Annotated in this window: 17 protein-coding genes; 9 read left to right on the forward strand and 8 right to left on the reverse strand. The window is 60.9% G+C overall.

Annotated elements, in window-relative coordinates:
* Positions 1–17: 17 nt before the first annotated feature.
* Positions 18–1,328: an OprD family porin gene (locus tag AC1RL4_RS01945; RefSeq protein WP_019578621.1), complete on the forward strand. Its 1,311-nt coding sequence runs from the start codon at positions 18–20 to the stop codon at positions 1,326–1,328.
* A gap of 6 nt (positions 1,329–1,334) precedes the next feature.
* On the opposite strand, the gene AC1RL4_RS01950 is transcribed toward AC1RL4_RS01945, so the two are convergent.
* Positions 1,335–1,823, reverse strand: a complete 489-nt coding sequence (locus AC1RL4_RS01950; RefSeq protein WP_018927890.1) for a MarR family winged helix-turn-helix transcriptional regulator — start codon at positions 1,821–1,823, stop codon at positions 1,335–1,337.
* 212 nt (positions 1,824–2,035) lie between these two features.
* On the opposite strand from AC1RL4_RS01950, the gene AC1RL4_RS01955 reads away from it, so the two are divergent.
* The 5 genes from AC1RL4_RS01955 (at position 2,036) to AC1RL4_RS01975 (ending at position 8,501) form a co-directional block, all read left to right on the forward strand.
* On the forward strand, positions 2,036–2,866 hold the full coding sequence (locus tag AC1RL4_RS01955) for a p-hydroxycinnamoyl CoA hydratase/lyase (RefSeq protein WP_007895816.1): 831 nt from the start codon (positions 2,036–2,038) through the stop codon (positions 2,864–2,866).
* 129 nt (positions 2,867–2,995) lie between these two features.
* Positions 2,996–4,444: an aldehyde dehydrogenase gene (locus tag AC1RL4_RS01960; RefSeq protein WP_028940827.1), complete on the forward strand. Its 1,449-nt coding sequence runs from the start codon at positions 2,996–2,998 to the stop codon at positions 4,442–4,444.
* 144 nt (positions 4,445–4,588) lie between these two features.
* Positions 4,589–6,472 carry a feruloyl-CoA synthase gene (locus tag AC1RL4_RS01965; protein ID WP_028940826.1) on the forward strand — a complete coding sequence of 628 codons (1,884 nt, stop codon included), beginning with the start codon at positions 4,589–4,591 and terminating at the stop codon, positions 6,470–6,472.
* Positions 6,469–7,710, forward strand: coding sequence for a thiolase family protein (locus AC1RL4_RS01970; protein WP_019578624.1), 1,242 nt, complete (start codon positions 6,469–6,471; stop codon positions 7,708–7,710). Before AC1RL4_RS01965 ends, AC1RL4_RS01970 begins: the two co-directional genes overlap by 4 nt.
* Before the next feature lie 77 nt (positions 7,711–7,787).
* Complete coding sequence (locus tag AC1RL4_RS01975) at positions 7,788–8,501, forward strand: GntR family transcriptional regulator (RefSeq protein ID WP_493118992.1); 714 nt, start codon at positions 7,788–7,790, stop codon at positions 8,499–8,501.
* A 10-nt stretch (positions 8,502–8,511) separates the two neighbouring features.
* On the opposite strand, the gene AC1RL4_RS01980 is transcribed toward AC1RL4_RS01975, so the two are convergent.
* The 3 genes from AC1RL4_RS01980 to AC1RL4_RS01990 all read right to left on the reverse strand — a co-directional run bounded on the left by AC1RL4_RS01980 (position 8,512) and on the right by AC1RL4_RS01990 (position 12,121).
* Positions 8,512–9,462 carry a PDR/VanB family oxidoreductase gene (locus AC1RL4_RS01980; protein WP_230172202.1) on the reverse strand — a complete coding sequence of 317 codons (951 nt, stop codon included), beginning with the start codon at positions 9,460–9,462 and terminating at the stop codon, positions 8,512–8,514.
* Positions 9,459–10,505, reverse strand: a complete 1,047-nt coding sequence (locus AC1RL4_RS01985) for a Rieske 2Fe-2S domain-containing protein (RefSeq protein ID WP_096480358.1) — start codon at positions 10,503–10,505, stop codon at positions 9,459–9,461. The genes AC1RL4_RS01980 and AC1RL4_RS01985 overlap by 4 nt, the downstream gene beginning before the upstream one ends.
* A gap of 128 nt (positions 10,506–10,633) precedes the next feature.
* Positions 10,634–12,121: an aldehyde dehydrogenase family protein gene (locus AC1RL4_RS01990; RefSeq protein WP_018927897.1), complete on the reverse strand. Its 1,488-nt coding sequence runs from the start codon at positions 12,119–12,121 to the stop codon at positions 10,634–10,636.
* A 274-nt stretch (positions 12,122–12,395) separates the two neighbouring features.
* Here AC1RL4_RS01990 and AC1RL4_RS01995 point away from each other — a divergent pair, with 274 nt between their 5' ends.
* Together AC1RL4_RS01995 and AC1RL4_RS02000 are read left to right on the forward strand one after the other, a co-directional pair.
* Entirely contained in the window at positions 12,396–13,565 is a 1,170-nt protein-coding gene (locus AC1RL4_RS01995) for a p-hydroxyphenylacetate 3-hydroxylase oxygenase component (RefSeq protein WP_028940823.1), read from the forward strand.
* Positions 13,566–13,633: 68 nt separating this feature from the next.
* A complete protein-coding gene (locus AC1RL4_RS02000; protein ID WP_018927899.1) occupies positions 13,634–14,590 on the forward strand; it encodes a p-hydroxyphenylacetate 3-hydroxylase reductase component in 957 nt (318 codons plus the stop codon).
* A gap of 109 nt (positions 14,591–14,699) precedes the next feature.
* On the opposite strand, the gene AC1RL4_RS02005 is transcribed toward AC1RL4_RS02000, so the two are convergent.
* From AC1RL4_RS02005 to AC1RL4_RS02020, 4 genes are all read right to left on the reverse strand, one after another.
* Positions 14,700–15,806 (reverse strand): class II histone deacetylase, encoded by a 1,107-nt coding sequence (locus tag AC1RL4_RS02005; RefSeq protein WP_018927900.1) that lies wholly within the window; start codon positions 15,804–15,806, stop codon positions 14,700–14,702.
* Between the two features lie 35 nt (positions 15,807–15,841).
* On the reverse strand, positions 15,842–17,005 hold the full coding sequence (locus AC1RL4_RS02010) for an MFS transporter (protein WP_230172204.1): 1,164 nt from the start codon (positions 17,003–17,005) through the stop codon (positions 15,842–15,844).
* A gap of 22 nt (positions 17,006–17,027) precedes the next feature.
* On the reverse strand, positions 17,028–17,909 hold the full coding sequence (locus AC1RL4_RS02015; RefSeq protein WP_178114252.1) for a transporter: 882 nt from the start codon (positions 17,907–17,909) through the stop codon (positions 17,028–17,030).
* A 128-nt stretch (positions 17,910–18,037) separates the two neighbouring features.
* The gene (locus tag AC1RL4_RS02020) at positions 18,038–19,015 is read right to left on the reverse strand and encodes a helix-turn-helix transcriptional regulator (RefSeq protein ID WP_018927903.1); all 978 of its coding nucleotides are present in this window, start codon (positions 19,013–19,015) and stop codon (positions 18,038–18,040) included.
* A gap of 266 nt (positions 19,016–19,281) precedes the next feature.
* On the opposite strand from AC1RL4_RS02020, the gene AC1RL4_RS02025 reads away from it, so the two are divergent.
* Positions 19,282–20,187, forward strand: a complete 906-nt coding sequence (locus tag AC1RL4_RS02025; RefSeq protein WP_028940820.1) for a methyl-accepting chemotaxis protein — start codon at positions 19,282–19,284, stop codon at positions 20,185–20,187.
* Positions 20,188–20,193 lie beyond the last annotated feature (6 nt).

Raw genomic sequence — 20,193 nt, forward strand, 5'->3', positions numbered from 1 at the left:
ATAAGTGGACATCGAACATGCCAAATCTCCCTCGGGACGCCCTCGCGGCGATCTCAACCTTACCTGTTCGCGCACGTCATCTGGCCCTGTTGGGTTTGAGTGTGATTGCCACTCCGGCGCTGGCCGAAGGCTTTATCGATGACAGTCACGGCACCTTGACCCTGCGCAATTACTACCTGGATCGGGACTACAAGGACGACGGGGCGAAGACCGCGGCCCGGGAATGGGCTCAGGGTTTCATCATGAATATGGAGTCGGGCTTTACCCCGGGGACCGTCGGCTTCGGCCTTGATGCTCGCGGCCTGATGGGGGTCAAGCTGGATTCGTCGCCGGACCGCAGCGGCACCGAGTTGTTGCCGGTGTCCGCCAGCGACAAGCGTGCGGCGGACGAGTATTCGCGCCTGGCCATGACCGCCAAGATGCGTTTTGCCCAGACCACGGTGAAGACCGGCGATGTGTCGATCTTCCTGCCGTTCGCTTTCGCCAGTCCGTCACGGCTGCTGCCGCAGACGTTTCGTGGCACCACCCTCAGTTCAAAGGACATCGACGGGCTGACCTTCAACACTGGCTACATCGATCGCATCAACAAGCGCGATTCCACCAACTACCAGCCGATGAGCATCGCCTCGCCGAACCGACGTTTCAACGGTGCGGCCACCTCATCGCACATGGCCTATGTCGGCGGCGATTACCAGGTGAACAAGGATCTGAGCCTGCGTGCCTATCACGCCGAAGTGGCGGACCTTTACCAGCAGAACACCCTGGCCTTGCTGCACACGCTGCAGGTGGGCGAGGGCACGCTGACCACTGACTTGCGCAGTTTTTTCAGCGACGAGGACGGTAGCGCGAAGGCCGGCAAGGTGGACAACCGCAACCTCTCGGCGTTGTTCGGCTATCGCTTTGGCGGCCATCGCCTGAGCTTGGGTTATATGCACTCCAGTGGTGACACCGCGACGCCTTATGTGTCGGGCACCGAGTTGATGGGCATGAGTGAGCTGACCATGAGCTCGGACTTTCTCAATGCCAAGGAGCGAACCTGGCAGGCGATCTACGACTATGACTTTGCCGCCGCCGGGGTGCCCGGCCTGAAGAGCCGGCTGCGTTATGTGCGCGGTGACCATATCGAACTGGCGGCGCTGAATGCCGATGACCGCAAGGAGCGGGAGTTCCAGATGGAACTGGGGTATGTGATCCAGAGTGGCCCGCTGAAGAACGTCGGGCTGATGGCGCGCAAGTCGATCTATCGCAATGACTTCCCCACCGGCGCGGCGTTTCGCGATGAAAACCAGACCCGCTTTCTGGTGCTCTACACCGTGCCGATCTGGTAAGTCGTTTCAGGCCTGATAGACCTTCTTCAGCAACCTGAGCAGTTCTTCGCGTTCCTGACTGTCGAGGGCGGACGTGGCATCCATGTCGCTCTCGGCAGCGATCAGTTTCAGCTCCTTGAGCAGGGTTTCGCCGGTCTTGCTGAGAAAAATCCCGTAGGAGCGTTTGTCCGGTTTGCAGCGCACTCGCACCGCCAGCGCCCGGCTTTCCAGTTTGTTCAGCAGCGGCACCACTTGCGGTGGCTCGATGGCCAGCGCCTTGGCCAGGTCGGCCTGCATCAGCCCGGGGTTCTGGTCGATGATCGCCAGGGCCGAGAACTGCGCCGGGCGCAAGTCGTGGGCCGAGAGCCGGCCAATCAGGTTCTGGAACAGTTTCAGTTGCGCCCGGCGCATGGCGTAACCGATCAGGTCGTCGAGGGCTGCGTCCAGCGACGCCTGGGTTTCGGGGCTGTCGGCAGGCGCCTCGGGGGCGGCGGCGATCTTGGAAGACTTGGCCATTGCAGGGTGAATCCTCGGGCTGGCGGTTAAGAAGGCTATCTAGTTTGCCGAGATTGGCAGGGGATAGCCACGACCTCTTTCAGATTTATGGGCGTTGCGCCCGTTTCAGGCACGAAAACAACTCGGTTAATTTTATTAATAGTTAATTGACATAACTATATTTGCGGTTTAGTTTTTACCCATCGTCAAGCCAAGAACAAGAGAGCATCGCCATGAGCAATTACGAAGGTCGCTGGACAACGGTCAAAGTGGAAATCGAGGAAGGCATCGCTTGGGTCATCCTCAACCGTCCGGAAAAACGCAACGCCATGAGCCCGACTCTGAACCGCGAGATGATCGACGTTCTGGAAACCCTGGAGCAGGATCCGGACGCCGGTGTCTTGGTGCTGACGGGGGCGGGCGAAGCCTGGACTGCAGGCATGGACCTCAAGGAATACTTCCGCGAAGTGGACGCCGGCCCGGAAATCCTTCAGGAAAAAATCCGCCGCGAAGCCTCTCAATGGCAATGGAAACTGCTGCGCATGTACGCCAAGCCGACCATCGCCATGGTCAACGGCTGGTGCTTCGGTGGCGGTTTCAGCCCGCTGGTGGCCTGTGATCTGGCGATCTGCGCCGATGAAGCGACTTTCGGCCTGTCGGAAATCAACTGGGGCATTCCGCCGGGCAACCTGGTGAGCAAGGCCATGGCCGACACTGTGGGCCATCGCCAGTCGCTGTACTACATCATGACCGGCAAGACCTTCGGCGGGCAGAAAGCCGCCGAGATGGGCCTGGTCAACGAGAGCGTGCCGCTGGCGCAACTGCGTGAGGTGACGATCGAGCTGGCGCGTAACCTGCTGGAGAAAAACCCGGTGGTGCTGCGCGCAGCCAAGCACGGCTTCAAGCGTTGCCGCGAACTCACTTGGGAGCAAAACGAAGATTACCTGTACGCCAAGCTCGATCAGTCGCGTCTGCTGGACACCGAAGGTGGCCGCGAGCAGGGCATGAAGCAGTTCCTCGACGACAAGAGCATCAAGCCCGGTTTGCAGGCTTACAAACGCTGAGCCCTGGCGTTGAGAACAAGGCGAGCTGGCCGGGCGATCGAGCGTCCGCCAGCTGTTCGCCCCGGCGCCTCGGCGCTACTGTGAGCCCCTCGAACGTATTCCCGATAAAGACAATAAAGAGGAATCACCATGCTGGACGTGCCCCTGCTAATCGGCGGCCAGTCGTGCCCCGCCCGAGACGGTCGAACCTTCGAACGGCGTAATCCGGTGACCGGCGAAATCGTGTCGCGGGTTGCCGCCGCCACCCTGGAAGATGCCGACGCCGCCGTGGCTGCGGCCAAAGCGGCATTCCCCACCTGGGCGGCCCTGGCCCCCAATGAACGACGCACCCGGTTGCTGCGCGCCGCCGAGCAGTTGCAGGCCCGCAGCGCAGAATTCATCGCCGCCGCCGGCGAGACCGGCGCCATGGCCAACTGGTACGGTTTCAATGTGCATCTGGCGTCGAACATGCTGCGTGAAGCGGCATCCATGACCACCCAGATCACCGGCGAAGTCATTCCCTCGGATGTGCCCGGCAGCTTCGCCATGGCCCTGCGTCAACCGTGTGGCGTGGTGCTCGGCATCGCGCCGTGGAACGCCCCAGTCATCCTCGCCACCCGCGCCATCGCCATGCCGCTGGCCTGCGGCAACACCGTGGTGCTCAAGGCGTCGGAGTTGAGCCCAGCGGTGCACCGGCTGATTGGCCAGGTATTGCAGGACGCCGGCCTCGGTGATGGTGTGGTCAACGTCATCAGCAACGCGCCCCAGGATGCTGCGGCGATTGTCGAACGGCTGATTGCCAACCCGGCGGTGCGTCGGGTCAACTTCACCGGCTCGACCCATGTCGGGCGCATCGTCGGTGAACTGTCGGCGCGTCATCTCAAGCCGGCGTTGCTGGAACTGGGCGGCAAGGCGCCGTTCCTGGTGCTGGAAGATGCCGACCTGGATGCGGCAGTCGAGGCCGCAGCCTTCGGTGCCTTCTTCAACCAGGGACAGATCTGCATGTCCACCGAGCGCTTGATCGTCGATGCCAAGGTGGCCGATGCCTTTGTCGCCAAACTGGCGGCGAAGATCGCCACCTTGCCCGCCGGCAACCCCAATGCGGAAGGTTCGGTGCTCGGATCCCTGGTGGACAGCAATGCTGGTGAACGGATCAAACTGATGATCGACGATGCTCTCGACAAGGGCGCAACCCTGGTCGCGGGTGGCCGGTTGGAGGGCAGTATTCTGCAGCCGACTTTGCTCGATAGCGTCACCGATGCCATGCGCCTGTACCGCGAAGAATCCTTTGGCCCGGTGGCGGTGGTGCTGCGCGGTAAGGGCGATGAAGAGCTGCTGCGTCTGGCCAATGATTCCGAGTTCGGCTTGTCGGCGGCGATCTTCAGTCGTGACACCGGTCGCGCGTTGGCTTTGGCTCAGCGAGTCGAGTCGGGCATCTGCCATATCAACGGCCCGACCGTGCACGACGAGGCACAGATGCCTTTCGGCGGGGTCAAGTCCAGCGGCTATGGCAGTTTTGGCGGCAAGGCGTCCATCGAGCACTTCACCCAATTGCGCTGGGTGACCTTGCAGAACGGACCGCGGCACTACCCGATCTGAGCAGCTGTTGCAGCGTCGGGCGACGTACGCTTGAGAGCGCTCATCGCCCGCGTGCAGGCCAGATATAACAATAACAAGGCTGCCATGCCCCCAGTTGACCGCTTTCCAGCGGACCGGTGGCGTGCCTTGATGGAGAACAAGCACGTGAGTTCCGAATTCAGATCGCCAGCCCAGACCGAAGCCAGTGCGCCGCGCTATCGCCAGGTATCCATAGGCCGTCCTGCGGTCGAGGTCAGCGAGGAGCAGGGCATATTGCATATGCGTTCCCTGGAACCCTTGGCCGAGTTGCCCGTACGCTTGCTCGATCGCTTGGTGCATTGGGCCCGGGTGCGTCCGCAACAGACCTTTATCGCCGCTCGCCAGGACGGTGGTGACTGGCGCCGGGTGAGTTACGCCGAGATGCTGAACAGCGTCCGCGCCATTGCCCAGAGCCTGCTGAGTTACGGGCTCTCGGCCGATCGACCGCTGGTGATCCTCTCGGGCAACGACATCGAGCATTTGCAGATTGCCCTGGGCGCTATGTATGCCGGCATTCCCTATAGCCCGATTTCCCCGGCCTATTCGTTGTTGTCCCAGGATTTCGCCAAGCTGCGGCATGTCTGCGATCTGCTGCAACCGGGGCTGGTGTTCGTCAGCGACGCCGCGACCTATCAGCGGGCGATCGACGCGGTGCTGCCGGCCGAAACGCCGCTGGTTACCGTGCATGGCCAAGTACCGGGCCGCCGTCAGGCGAGTTTTGCCAGCCTGCTGGAACGGCCCGGCGGTGCCGAGGCCGATTGCGCCTTCACGGCTACCGGGCCAGACAGCATCGCCAAATTCCTGTTCACCTCCGGTTCCACCAAACTGCCCAAGGCGGTGGTCACCACCCAGCGCATGCTCTGCGCCAACCAGCAGATGCTGTTGCAAACCTTCCCGGTGTTCGGTGAAGAACCTCCGGTGCTGGTGGACTGGCTGCCGTGGAATCACACCTTCGGCGGTAGCCACAACGTCGGCATCGTGCTGTACAACGGCGGCACTTTTTACCTGGACGACGGCAAGCCGACCGTTCAGGGGTTTGCTGAAACCCTGCGCAACCTCAAGGAAGTATCGCCCACCGCCTACCTGACCGTGCCCAAGGGCTGGGAAGAGCTGGTCAACGCTCTGGAGCAGGATGGCGAGTTGCGCGAGCGTTTCTTCTCGCGCATGAAGCTGTTCTTTTTCGCTGCCGCCGGTTTGTCGCAACGGGTTTGGGATCGCCTGGACCGGGTCGCCGAACAGCATTGTGGCGAACGCATTCGCATGATGGCCGGGCTTGGCATGACCGAGGCGTCGCCGTCCTGCACGTTCACCACCGGGCCGCTGTCCATGGCCGGCTACATTGGCCTGCCGGCACCCGGTTGCGAAGTGCGGCTGGTACCGGTGGACGGCAAGCTGGAAGGGCGTTTTCGCGGGCCGCACATCATGCCCGGTTACTGGCGCGCGCCGCAGCAGACCGCCGAGGTGTTCGACGAACAGGGTTTCTATTGTTCTGGCGATGCGCTGAAACTGGCTGACCCCCGTGATCCGCAACTCGGGCTGATGTTCGACGGGCGCATTGCCGAGGACTTCAAGCTCAGCTCCGGCGTGTTTGTCAGCGTCGGTCCGCTACGCAATCGTGCGGTGCTCGAAGGTTCTCCTTATGTTCAGGACCTGGTGGTGGCCGCACCGGACCGCGAGTGCCTGGGGGCGCTGGTCTTTCCCCGGTTGTATGAATGCCGACGTCTGGCGGGTTTGAGTGCCCACGCCAGCGATGCCGAGGTTTTGGCCAGCGCGCAGGTGCGTCAGTGGTTCGGCGATTGGCTGCAGCGGCTCAACCGCGACGCCACCGGTAATGCCAGCCGCCTGGAATGGATCGCGCTGCTTGACGAACCAGCTTCCATCGACCGTGGTGAAATCACCGACAAGGGCTCGATCAATCAGCGTGCGGTGTTGCAGTGGCGTGCCGACAAAGTCGAGGCGCTGTATCGCGGTGAAGAGCCTTCCATCCTGCGCGCCGGACCTCTGCCATGAACGGTGCGGGGCAGTATTCGAGCTTTAGCGATGTGGCGATTTTCGAAGCCCTGCGCACGCCTTGGGTCGACCTTGGCGGGGCCTTGGCTCAGGTCTCGCCGATCGATCTGGGGATCAAGGTCGGGCGCGAGGTATTGGCTCGCGCTGCTCTCGATCCGTCCTCGGTGGACAGCGTGCTCGCCGGCTCCGTGGCCCAGGCCAGTTTTGATGCGTACCTGCTGCCTCGACATATCGGCCTTTACAGTGGTGTGCCGCAAGAGACTCCGGCGCTGGGGGTGCAGCGCATCTGCGCCACCGGTTTCGAACTCTTGCGGCAGGCCGCCAGGCAGCTGGATGACGGCGTGCAGCTGGCCCTGTGTGTGGCAGCCGAATCGATGTCACGCAACCCGATTGCCGCTTACACCCACCGCAGCGGTTTCCGGCTCGGTGCCGAGGTGGCGTTCAAGGACTTTCTCTGGGAAGCCCTCTACGACCCGGCCCCAGGCGTAGACATGATCACCACCGCCGACAACCTGGCCCGGCGGCATGGCCTGAGCCGCGACGAAGTGGATCGCTACGCTCTGTGCAGTCATCAACTGGCATTGCAGGGGCAAGCCGATGGCTGGTTCGAACCGGAACTGGTAGCGATCGGCAATGAGCGTTTTGAGCTGGCTGGCTATCAACCACGGAGTATTCAGTTGCCACGGGGCGTGGATCGCGTGACGCGCGATAGCCATCCGCGACCTACCGAGCTGAGCGCTTTGGACCGTTTGCGCGCGGTGCATGCCGGCGGTGTGCAAACGGCCGGCAACAGTTGCGCGGTGGTCGATGGTGCGGCGGCCGCGCTGGTGGGGCGAGCTTCTGCGGCGCGGCGTCCGGTGTTGGCCCATTTGCTGGCCAGTGCCGTGGTGGGCGTGGCACCGGAGTTCATGGGCATCGGCCCGGCGCCGGCGATCCAGTTGCTGCTGCAACGCAGCGGTCTGGCCCTTGAGGACATCGGCTTGCTGGAAATCAACGAAGCCCAGGCGGCACAAGTGCTGGCCGTGGCGCAGGTGCTGGAACTGGATGGCGACCGCCTCAACCGGCGGGGCGGCTCCATCGCCCTGGGGCATCCCTTGGCCGCCAGCGGGTTGCGTCTGGTGCTGACCCTGGCCAGGCAACTGCGCGAGGGCAATCTGCGTTATGGCATTGCCGCCGCGTGTGTTGGCGGAGGGCAGGGTATGGCGCTGCTGATCGAGAATCCTGCCTATCAAGGCTGAACACCGCGACCTCTGCCCAAACCTGGCGTCTCTCTCTTGCGTTACTATGCAGGCCCACCTTTCTGGAAGTTGCCTGGATGAGTAAGCCCGGTCAAACGGTGTTGGTCGCATTGCGCAAGATGATCGCCTCGGGCGAACTGGCGGCGGGCGAGCGGTTGATGGAAATCCCCACGGCGCAGCTGTTCGGTGTTTCGCGGATGCCGGTGCGCATGGCGTTCCGCACGCTGGAGCAGGAAGGCTTGCTGGTGCGTTTTGGCGGGCGCGGGTTTCAGGTGCGTTCGGTCAGCCCCGATGACATTGCCGGTGCGGTCGAAGTACGGGGCGTACTCGAAGGCCTGGCGGCGCGTCAGACCGCCGAGCGCGGGCTCTCAGACGAAGCCCGGGCGACCCTCGAACAGTGCCTGATGCAGGGTGATCAGCTGTTCGATAAAGGGTACGTGACCATAGAAGACCTGGAGGTCTATCACGACCTCAACATGCGTTTTCATGAGGTGATCGTCGAAGGCAGCCATAACCCGGCGATCACCGATGCCCTGGCGCGCAACGATCATTTGCCCTTCGCTTCGGTGACCGCCCTGGCTGTGGACCGCAACGATATGGTCCGGGAATACCGACGCTTCAACTATGCCCACATGCAACACCATTCGGTGTTCGATGCCTTGGTCAACCGCCAGGGCGCGCGTGCCGAAGCGATCATGCGCGAACACGCCAACGCCACGTTGCGCTACGCCGAGGTCTTCGGCTCAGCGACGGCCGAGGAGCGGATGAAGGTCATTCTCCGCTCGGAATAAGCGCGGTTTATCAGATATCCAGTACCAGCAGCGGCGTTTTCGAGCGCGAGCAGCAAGGGGTGAACTGGTCGTTGCAGGCCTGTTCATCCTCGGTGAGGAACAGGTCGCGATGCTCCGGCACCCCCTCCAGAACCCGAGTCAGGCAAGTGCCACAAATGCCTTGTTCACAGGAAATGGCGATCTCGATGCCTTGGTTTTGCAACACCTGCACCACGCTCTTGTCGGCCGGCACCTCGAAGACCTGACCGCTACTGGCGAGCTTGATCGAGAAACTGCCATCGGCGCCAGTGTCGACGGGCGCGGCGGCGAAGTACTCGCGGTGCAGGCATTGCTCCTGCCAGCCCTGCTTCCTGGCCGTGTCCAACACGTGCTGCATGAAGCCACCGGGGCCACACACATATAAATGAACGTCGCTCTGCGGCGTGGCCAGAACCTTGGCCGCGTCCAGCGCGGTGTCGGGTTCCTGATCGAAATGCAGGAACACCCGGTCGGCAAAAGGCGAGCGTTGCAGGCGTTCGACAAAGGCTGCACGGTCCCGTGATCGGGCACAGTAATGCAGCTCGAAATCCGCGCCACTGTGTGCCAGGCGTTCGGCCATGCACAGGATCGGCGTGATCCCGATACCGCCAGCGAACAGCAGGCTGCGCCTGGCCTCATGGACCAACGGGAACAGGTTGCGCGGTTCACTGATCGGCAGGCGCGTGCCGGGGTGGATCTGCTCGTGCATGGCCAGTGAACCACCGCGGGAGGTTGGGTCCTTGAGCACGCCGATCAGGTAGCGATGGCGTTCTTCGGGGTGGTTGCACAGGGAGTATTGCCGGATCAAGCCGCCGGGCAGGTGCACATCGATATGCGCACCGGCGCTGAAGGCCGGCAGCGGTCGGTCATCGACACTGGCCAGCTCATAGCAGCAGATGTCGTGGGCTTCGTTGTTGCGCGATACCACCAGCACTTCGATCATGCCATTGACTCCAGCGGGGCTTGCTCCCTGGCGATCAGGCGCTCCAGAACGCGACGCGACTGCACGCCGCCAGCGTCGATGTTGAGCTTGAGCAAATTGCGCGCGGGATGGCTGAGCAGGTTCTGTTGCTGGCGTTCGAGCATCTCCAGGTCCTCGCTGAAAATCTTGCCCTGTCCCTCGCGAATGCTCGCGGTCAAGGCTTCATCCTGCGGATTGAAGTTGCGCGCCATGCCCCAGAAGTACCAGATCGAGGTCTCGGTTTCCGGCGTGATGAAGTCGACGACGATGCTCGACGCCTTGAACTGCTGGGGAGCCTGATAACCACCATGGCCGGCATGGGCCACGCCGACTTCGATCAGCACATGGCTGGGCGGGGTGAAGCGGCAGATCTGCCAGCGGTCCACCGGCACATCGTCGGCCAGGTTGTTGCCGCGCAGGGCCATGCGCCAGAAGGGCGGGGCCATGATGTTGTCCATGTGGCGGGCGGTGACCACCTCATCGCCTTCGATCGTTGTGACCGGCGGCGCTTCGTCGATTTCCTTTTGGCCGATGCTGGACGCATGAACGTAGGTTTCATGAGTCAGGTCCATCAGGTTGTCGATCATCAGGCGGTAGTCGCACTGGATGTGGAACAGGCCGCCGCCATAGGCCCACTCGTCACTGACGGCCCATTCCAGGTGATGGATCAGCGCCGGGTCGGCCAACGCCTGATCGCCGGGCCAGACCCAAATAAAGCCGTAGCGCTCGACCACGGCAAAGGTCTTGTTGCACGGGAAGCCGCGAACCCGCTGCCCGGGCATTTCCACAGTCTTGCCGTCGCACCCCATCACCAGGCCGTGATAGCCGCACACCAGATTGCCGTTTTCCACATAACCCAAGGACAGCGGCGCGCCGCGATGAGGGCAGAAGTCCTCGACAGCCGCCACCTTACCCTCGTGGCCGCGGTAAAAAACCATCTTTTCACCGCAGATCTGACGGCCCAATGGCTTGCCAGCGATTTCATCGGGCGTGCAGGCGACGTACCAGGTGTTCTTGGGGTACATGGAGATTCTCCAAGGTTGTTTGTTGTTATTTAGTGGATCCATTAATGGTGATTTATTGAGGTTTTGTCAAACTGATTCTGTTTATTAACGATTTAGTGGATCCACTGGTGACTTTGGAATCCTCCGAATCAATAGCGGATCATCACGGATTTCAGCTCCGTGTAGTCGTCGATAAACGCGCCGCCGAATTCACGGCCGATGCCTGAAGACTTGATGCCGCCGAACGGTACTGCCGGGTCGAGGAGGGTGTGCATGTTCACCCAGACGGTGCCGGCTTCGATGCTCGGGATCATGCGCATGGCTTTGGACAAATCGTTGGTCCACAGGCTCGCGCTCAGGCCGTATGGTGTGTTGTTCATCAGTTCGAGCAGCTCGTCTTCGGTGTCGTAGGGGTAGAAGGTGGCGACCGGGCCGAAGGTTTCTTCGTTGAGCAGGGAGTCGTTGACGGTGTTGGCGAGGATCACCGTCGGTTCGACATAACAGCCGGGGCGGTCGATCAGGTTGCCACCGCAGATGATGGTGTTGTTTTCAGCACGAGCCTTGTCGAAAAACGCGCCGAGCTTGAGTTGATGCTGGCGGTTGGTCACCGGGCCGAATTCGGTGCGCTCGTCCAGGGGCGAGCCGATGTTCAGCGTGCTCAAACGTTGGGCCAGTTTGTCCATGATTGGCTCGATCTGTGAGCGATGGGCGAAGAACCGTTCGGCAGCGGCGCAGATTTGCCCGGAATGCAGGAAGCCGGCTTCGATGATGCCGTTGACCGCTTTATCCAGATCGACGTCGCGCAGGAACCCCGCCGAGTTTTTACCGCCCAGTTCCAGGGTGGCGCGGGTCAGGCCGGCACCCATGGCGCTCTGACCGACGGCAATGCCGGTCGGCACCGAGCCGGTGAACGACACCTTGTCGGTGCCCGGGTGTTCGATCAGCCCTTTGCCAACCAGCCCGCCCCCTGTCAGTACGTTCAGTGCGCCGGCCGGGAGACCGGCTTCAATGGCCAGTTCGGCGATCCGCAGGATGGTCAGCGGGGTGAACTCACTGGGTTTGATGATGATGCTGCAACCGGTCACCAGCGCCGAGGCGAGTTTCCAGATAGCGATCATGGTGGAGAAGTTCCACGGCACGATGCCGACCACCACCCCGACGGGTTGGCGCAAGGTGTAGGCGGTATAGCGTTCGCCGGCGAAGGAGGGCAATGACGGGGTGATGGTCTGGCCGCTGATCTTGGTCGCCCAGCCAGCGTAGTAACGCAGAAAGTGAGCGGCCTGATCGACTTCGAAAGCCCTGGAAATCTGGATGATCTTGCCCGATTGGCAGGTTTCGATCTGTGCCAGTTCTTCGCGGTTGCGCTCCAGCAAGTCCGCCAGTTTCAGCAGCACATTGCCCCGCGTCGCCGGTGTGGCCTGGGACCATTGTTTGAAGCCACGTTTGGCCGATTCCACCGCCGCGTCGATATCGGCTGGATCGGCATTGGCGACCTGGGCAATGACCTTGCCAGTGGCAGGGTTGATCACTTCCAGTGTCTGGCTGGAACGGCTCTGGACGTAGCCGCCGTCGATAAACAATGCATGGCTTCGACGGAGGAAGGCTTCAACTTGAGGCAGCAGCGCAATATCGCTCATGGGGGTTTTCCTGATCGCGAACAAGAGAAAAACCCGAGGTTAATCCGTGGGGGCATGCGTGGCTTGACTGTGCCTGCCGTGCTACATGCCCGTGGGTGCCAGAACGGCTTCAAGTGTGGGCAGAATGATTGGATCGTTGCCTTTGAAAAGTACAATCTTGGCTCTGGAAGGTGCATTTTCTACCGCGATGGCGGGTTCCATACTGGCCCTGTATCCGGCGCCGTGCCTCGATTCGGGGCACCGGGCGGACATCCAATAATAAGCAGGGCCGTCCATGAAAAAGCCAAACCCGCTCCTCGAAGACCTCAAGTCCATTCTGCCAACCATCGCTGCCAATGCCTTTGAGGCCGAGCGGAACCGCAAGGTCCCCGACGAGAACATTGCGCTGCTCAAAAGCATCGGCATGCACCGTGCCTTTCAGCCGAAGAAGTTCGGCGGCATGGAAATATCGCTACCGCAATTCGCCGACTGCATTGCCTTGCTTGCAGGCTCTTGTGCCAGCACGGCTTGGGCCATGAGTCTGCTGTGTACTCACAGTCATCAACTGGCCATGTTCTCAGCCAAATTGCAGCAGGAAGTCTGGGGCACTGACCCGGATGCCACCGCCAGCAGCAGCATCGCGCCTTTCGGCCGTACCGAAGAGACCGACGGTGGCGTGCTGTTCAGCGGTGAAATGGGCTGGAGCAGTGGCTGCGATCACGCCGAGTGGGCGATTGTCGGTTTCCGTCGCAAGAATGCCGAGGGGACCCAGGATTACTGTTTCGCGGTGCTGCCGCGCAGCGACTACCAGATCCGTGACGACTGGTTCGCCGCTGGCATGAAAGGCAGTGGCACCAAGACTTTGATCATCGACAATGTGCTGGTACCGGAACATCGCATCCAGAAAGCCAAAGACATGATGGAAGGCAAGTCCGCCGGTTTCGGTCTGTACCCGGACAGCAAGATCTTCTACTCGCCATACCGTCCTTACTTTGCCAGCGGTTTCTCCACGGTGAGCCTGGGTGTCGCCGAGCGCATGCTGGAGGTGTTCCGTGAAAAAACCAAAACCCGCGTGCGTGCCTACACCGGTGCGGCGGTCGGTGCCGCGACCCCGGCATTGATGCGCCTGGCCGAGTCGACCCATCAGGTTGCAGCGGCCCGGGCCTTTCTCGAAAAAACCTGGCAGGAGCATGCCGAGCACAGCGAACGACATGAATACCCAAGCCGCGAAACCCTGGCGTTCTGGCGCACCAACCAGGCTTACGCCACCAAGATGTGCATCCAGGCAGTGGACCGTCTGTTCGAGGCCGCCGGCGGCAATGCCTGGTTCGAGCACAACGAGATGCAACGTCTGTTCCGCGACTCGCACATGACCGGGGCCCATGCCTACACCGACTACGACGTCTGCGCGCAGATCCTCGGCCGCGAGCTGATGGGGCTGGAGCCCGACCCGAGCATGATCTGAACCAGATCGTCACCGCGTCCCCATAACAACAATCAGGACTGCTCCTGAAAGCAGTCCGGGAGTCTTGCATGTCTGATAACAGCGTTTGTGCAGCTACTGAAACGACCTTCGACCCACGGGCCTTTCGCCGGGCGCTGGGCAATTTCGCCACCGGGGTGACGGTGGTGACTGCCGCCAGCGCATCCGGGCGCAAAGTCGGGGTGACCGCCAACAGCTTCAACTCGGTATCCCTCGATCCGCCGCTGGTGCTGTGGAGCATCGACAAGCGTTCCAACAGCCACGAGGTGTTCGAGCAGGCCAGCCATTTCGCGGTCAACGTGTTGGCGGCGGACCAGATTGACCTTTCCAATAATTTCGCCCGGCCCAAGGAAGATCGTTTCGCCGAGATCGAGTTCGAACCGGGCGAGGGCGGGGCACCGGTGTTCGCCGATTGCTCGGCGCGTTTTCACTGCGAGAAGTACCAGCAGGTGGATGGCGGCGATCACTGGATCATGATCGGCAAGGTGGTGGCGTTCGATGATTTCGGTCGCTCGCCCTTGCTCTATCACCAGGGCGCCTATTCCATGGTCTTGCCCCATACCCGCATGACTAAACGCGATGAAAGCCAGCCGCCGAGCAGCCATTTTCAGGGGCGCCTCAGCCATAATCTGTATTACCTGATGACCCAGGCGGTGCGGGCCTACCAGTCCAGCTACCAGCCACGGCAACTGTCCACCGGCCTGCGCACCAGCGAGGCGCGCATGCTGATGGTGCTGGAAAGTGACGCAAGGCTGAACCCCAACGATCTATTGCGTGAGGTGGCGATGCCTGTTCGGGAAATCGATGAGGCCGTCGCCAACCTCAAACGCAAGGGGTTGGTGAACGACGATGACAACGGTGTACGTCTGACGGCTGCCGGTATCGAGCAGACCGAAGACCTTTGGGCGATCGCTCAGGCGCAACAAGAGAAAGTCTTTGCCGAATTCAGCGAGACGCAGATAGAAACGTTCAAAACCGTGTTGAAACGACTGATCAGCAACTGCTGACCGTTTGATCTTGGGGTAAAAAAATCCGATGCCGGTAATGGCATCGGATTTTTTTTTTGCGTCACGCTCGGGCCGTTGAACTGCGCTGCAACATTGTCAGCGCCAAGGCTCAGCGTGCTACGGCCAACTCATCGATCAAGTGCCGTTGAAATGCCGCAAACGCTTCCTTCGGTTGCTGCAGCTGCACAAACTCCAACATGGGGTCGGTGACTTCAGTCCTGATGCCAGCCAATTCCTCAATGGTCGCTAACCCGCAAAACGGCACATACGCTTCGGAGTACCCGCCTTCATGCACCAGAACGAGACGGCCTTGACACAACCGTTCGGCGGCTTCGCGCACGCAGCGAGTCATCTGCCGGTACGAGTCGCTGTGTAACAGCATCCGGGCGAGGGGATCGACGGCGTTGGCGTCGTAACCGCAGGCAACGATGATCAACTCGGGCTCGAAGCGCTCCAGCGCCGGAATCACGATACGCTCCATCGCATAGAGATAAGCCTCATGACCGCAGCCTGGGGGCAACGGAATATTGATATTCGCTCCCAATCCCGCGCCGCGGCCGCGATCGGCTTCACCGCTGTAACCGGCGGGGAAACAGCTGTCTTGATGCAGCGAAATGGTCAGCACATCACCGCGTTCCTCAAAGATTGATTGAGTACCGTTGCCGTGGTGCACATCCCAGTCGATCACCGCGACTTTGCCCAGGCCACGGTGTGCTTTTGCGGCTTCAATGGCGATGGCGATATTGGCCAGGAAGCAGAAACCCATGGCGCTGTCGGCCAGGCAGTGGTGACCCGGTGGGCGTGACAGAGAGTAGGCATTGTCGACCTCGCCGGACAGTACGGCATCGACCGCTGCCATGGCCAGTCCGGCGGACAGCCTGGCTATTTCATAACTGCCGGGCCCAATGGGAGCGTTCGGCCCCAATTCGCCGCCGCCGGCATCACTCATGGCCTTGAAGCGTTGCAGGTAGTCAGGCGTATGAACCCGTAGCAGATCCTCATCTGCTGCCGCATTGGCGCTTCGTACCTGTAAGTGTCGGGTCAGGCCGGAAACGTCCAGCAGGCTCTTCAGACGGCGCTTGGTTTCCGGCGATTCTGCGTGGCCGGCAGCGGCAGGCGGTTGCACCCAACCTCCCACCGGCAAGGTCAAGGCGTGCAGTCCGGCGCTGTGCCAGAGGCTGAGTTCGTCGAAGAAAAACGCACTTTTTCGGCTCATCGTTCTTTCCATTTTCTTTAGGGTAAAAGGACCACTCACGCGCTAGGGCGGCAGCTCAGAATCAACACCAGGGACAGCAAAGTGATGCAGGCCCCTCCGATAAGCAGCGATTGGAAACCGCCGCTGGCTTCGATCAGCCGGCCAGCCACTGTCGGGCCGATGGCGAGGCCACCACCGATCACAAGGTTGGAGGCATTCATCAGTTTTCCGGAACGGTCGAGGTCGGCCAGGCAGGCCAGAATCAACGGCAGAATGAAGGTCCAGGTGAACTTGAAAAGCAGCGCAGCCAAAGCAAAGCGCAGCATTTCAGGTTGGCCCAGCAACAGCAGCACCGAGCCTGCCATCAGCCCGTAACCCAGCAGCAACAACAGCAGGCGTGGCAGACGATTGCCGATCAGCGAGGCACAACCCGCACCGACAATGCCTGTCACCGTAGCAACGGCAAGAATCTCGCCGCTGGACTCGACAGAGAGGCCGGCGTGGGTGCTGATGGAACCGATAAAGGTCCAGACGCCGCTCAGGCTGATGTAAAAACTCAGGATGGCAAGAATGCCTAGTGCCGCCTTCCACTTCGAGGCGAGGGCTACTCGCTCGGCGGTTTTCTCAGTCGGCGGGCTGCCTTGGGGAAAGTAACGGGCCATTGGCAAAAAGACCGTCATCAGCCCTGCAAGGATCAAGTAGCAGGCTGACAGCCCGTAGTGTTCGAACAGGCGTGGCAGGATGCTCAAGCCAATCGCCCCGACCACCAGTTGCCCCATCACCCATAAGCCATAGACGCGATCGGGGTTGGACGTCGAGGCGGCGCTGGACAGACAGATGATCATCAGTGAACCGCCGGCCAGGGCGCTGCAAAAGCGCAATGCCAGGAGTAGCGAATAATCGTGGGCAAGCATCGAGAGCAGGTTGGCTGCAATGAACAGTATCCCGGCCAGCAATGCGGCGCGGCGCCAGTCGATACGTTTGAGCCACCAGAGAGCGGGCAGGGTGGCCAGGCTCATGGCACCGAGTTCGGTGGAGAACAGATTGCCTATCTGTGACGGGCTCAGCTGCCATTGAGTTGCCAGTTGCGCCGCCACAGCCGGTGCGGTCATGAGGATGGTCGGGGTGATGGCGGCGAACAACACAATGGCTGCCAGCAATGCCAGTTGGGATGATGCGAGCGAGCGGTGATTGGTCAGCGGTTTGGTCTGGGTGTTCATGTTCAAGCTCCGATGAATGAATTCAGAACACATGGACCAGACGCAGCAATGCGTCGGTACCGTGGTAGCCGTTGTCGGTGACGACGTTCTGCGAGAGGCTGAACATCAACTGATTCTGTTTATCGAGCCAGTGACCGACTTCGAAACCCACCTGGGTGTAGCGCTTGTGGGTGTCATCGATGCGTTGTTCATTGATCCGCAACTCGCCGCCATCGGCGTGGATCAGTCGCAACGCGCCATAGGTGCTCGACGTGAAGTCATAAGAGGCAAAAGCTTGCAAGCGATACAGAGGGTCCTGTTTGAGGTCATTGCTGAAGTAGTCGTCGTTCTTGCCATAGAGCTGGGCTTCGAGGTTGGCTTCCAGCACCCATTTTTCACCGATGCCCTGGGTGTAGTTGTAAACGAAGGTTGCCCCCCAGCGATTGGCACCGGGTGACACATCGGGATTTGTGCTGTGGTACTCGCCCACCGGCAGGGTAATCAGGGTCAGCAACCCGCTGTAGGTGCGCGAGGTGGGGTCGTTGATGAAGAACAGGGTGCCGCCGACCTGAGGGTCACCGAAACCGCTTTCTCCGGTGTGCTGACTGGCACCTGGCAGGTGGGCGCTGATGTCGGCGAAGGGCACGATGAATTGTGGGGTGCAGAGGGTGCCGCAGATGTCGGTGAAAAAGACCTGGCGATAAGCCACGGCGTTGACCTTAAGGTCGGCCTTGCCCGTGCTGTCGGCGGGGCCGTGGAAATCATTGGCGCGGCTTGCCGGCAAATACAGCACGCCCAGGGTGGTGCCCGAAGGGGCGCCGAAAAAATCCCGGGCGTTGAGGTCGGCGGCGCCAGCATGCAGGCTCGACAGACCACTGATAAGAGCCAGTGCAGTGTTGCGGTTGAAGGTACTGGTCATGGGCATTGCGTCTCTTCTTTGAGTTGTTGTGCGGCGAACGGATCGCCCCTACGTGGCATAGGGAAAAAAGGGCAAAAGTGTCCCGTGGCTGTCAAAAAGGCAGCTAAAAAGTCAGCGCGAGTCAGCGGGGTAGATCAGTCAGGCGGGGCGTGCAGCAGATGGGCAATTCGGGCTTTGTCCTTGACCCCGAGTTTGCTGTAGATGGCGCGGATGTGGTGGCGCACGGTATTGGGTGACATGCCCAGATCGCGGGCGACTTCCTTGTAGGTCTTGCCTTCGCCGAAGCCTTGAGCCACATCGTTTTCTCGTGGACTCAATTGCATCAGCACAGTGCGGCTGCGGGCTGCCAGCAAGAACAGATCACCGACCGTCGAGGCCTCGATCTGCAGATACTTGCCTTCATACCCATTAGCGTCCATTGCCACCGGCAGGCAAGGGCCGGTCCAGTCCGTCCACTCGGTCAGCAGCAAGTCGACGAAACCACGTTCCGCGCAGTGCAGTGTGCCGCGCTGGTCGCATACGGCGAGCGCCAGATTGCGCGGGCGGGTGAGGGTTTCGCGCATGGCCACAAGGGTGCGGATCTGGTTGGCCGATACCGCAGCAACCAGATGAAGCATGAGGTTGTTCAGCAACCGACAATCCTGATCGGAAAAGCGCGGTGCTTCGGGAGCGCGATACACCGTGAGGTGATCGCTGAGGTGGGTTTGTGGGTCGACGTACACAATGCACAGCAATTCGCCAATACCATAGGATTCGCCGAGCCAGTTGAGTCCGGAACCGTTGGAAGGGTCGCGCATGTCGACGATGACCGCTTGCCCGGGGATGTCGTGGACCCTGCCGACGGTCACGTCGATGTGGCGAATCGATTGCCAGTCCGACAGATAGCTGCGGGGCAATTTGTAGAGATAGGAGTTGTGTTCTTCAGGCAACCCTTCAATCAGCGCCGCACGCCCCCACCAGGCACTGTCGAAGGGTAACAACTGGTTGATGCAGCCCAGCGCGGCGTGGTGGAAATGCTCGATGTCTTTGTCCTGTGCCAGGCGCTGAAGCTCCAGTGTCATTGCACTGAACGCCTCTAGGAGGCTGGCGTGACCATGATCATGACGGCTCATTCGTATGTACCTCTGTGCGACATTTTTATTGTTTTCGTCACGAAGTCATTAAGGACCGAAACGTCGTTTTGACGTGGGCAGGGCCTGAGGACGAGTATCGGCGGGTTGAGAGAGTATCGCTATCCTACAGATGCACGATGGCTGCTACAGGAAGGCCTTTTGTGTGTGGCAGACAGGAGCAAACGCCTCAGCAGCCACGTACAAGCAATCATCTCCCGTTTGCTATCAGATCCAGTGTCTCGACTCGATGAACAAAGGACAGGCTGATGTTCTTCAAGAAACATAAACAGCAGCAGGCGCTCACCGAGGCCTTGCAACTGGAACGGTTTACACAAGAAAAAAACCAAATCGTGCAACGTCTGCGGGTCGCCGAGGAGCTGTCCAAGGGCCAGGCCTGCCAATTGGAGCGCAGCGAGCAGGCGCTTGAAACGCTTCGCCAACAGCTGGAACAGACCCGGCTCCGCGAGCAGGCGCTGGAGGCCGAGTTAAGCCTGCACGTGCAGTTGTCCCACCAGCACCGGCAGGAGGAGCAGATCTGGGAGCTGTTGCAGTCGACGCTGACCGAGGGTTGCTGGGACATCACCGTGGTCAACGGTGATGTGCAGGATCCAGCCAGTTGCATGCGGTTTTCCAGTCAGTTCCGCCTCCTCATGGGGTATGCCCCGCACGAGCTGCCCGACGGTTGGGATGCTCAAGTCAACATCACCCATGCTGACGATCTGCCGAAGATCATGGCGATCTTCGATCGGGAAATCCTCGCAACCCACGGCAGTGGTGAATACGTCTTTGAATACCGGATGCGCCACAAGACCCGAGGTTACATCTGGTGTCGCGAGCGTGGTCGCGCAGCCCGTGACGAGCAGGCCCGCTTGACCCGAGTGATCGGCGCGGTGCGCGACATTAGCGATGAGCGTTCAGCCGAGGCCACCCATCAACGAATGCTCGAGCAGAATCAGGCGACCTACGGCCAGATCGCGACGGTGGTAGGAGTCATTAAAGGCATCGCCGACCAGACCAACTTGCTGGCCTTGAACGCCGCCATCGAAGCGGCCAGGGCGGGGGAGGTCGGGCGCGGGTTTTCAGTGGTGGCCGATGAAGTGCGCAAACTGGCGGAAAATACCCGCCAGGCGACTCATCAGATTCAGACGATGTTGCATCAGCACAAACAGTAAACCGCG

The sequence above is a fragment of the Pseudomonas sp. GW822-FHT07A10 genome, from assembly GCF_058798795.1.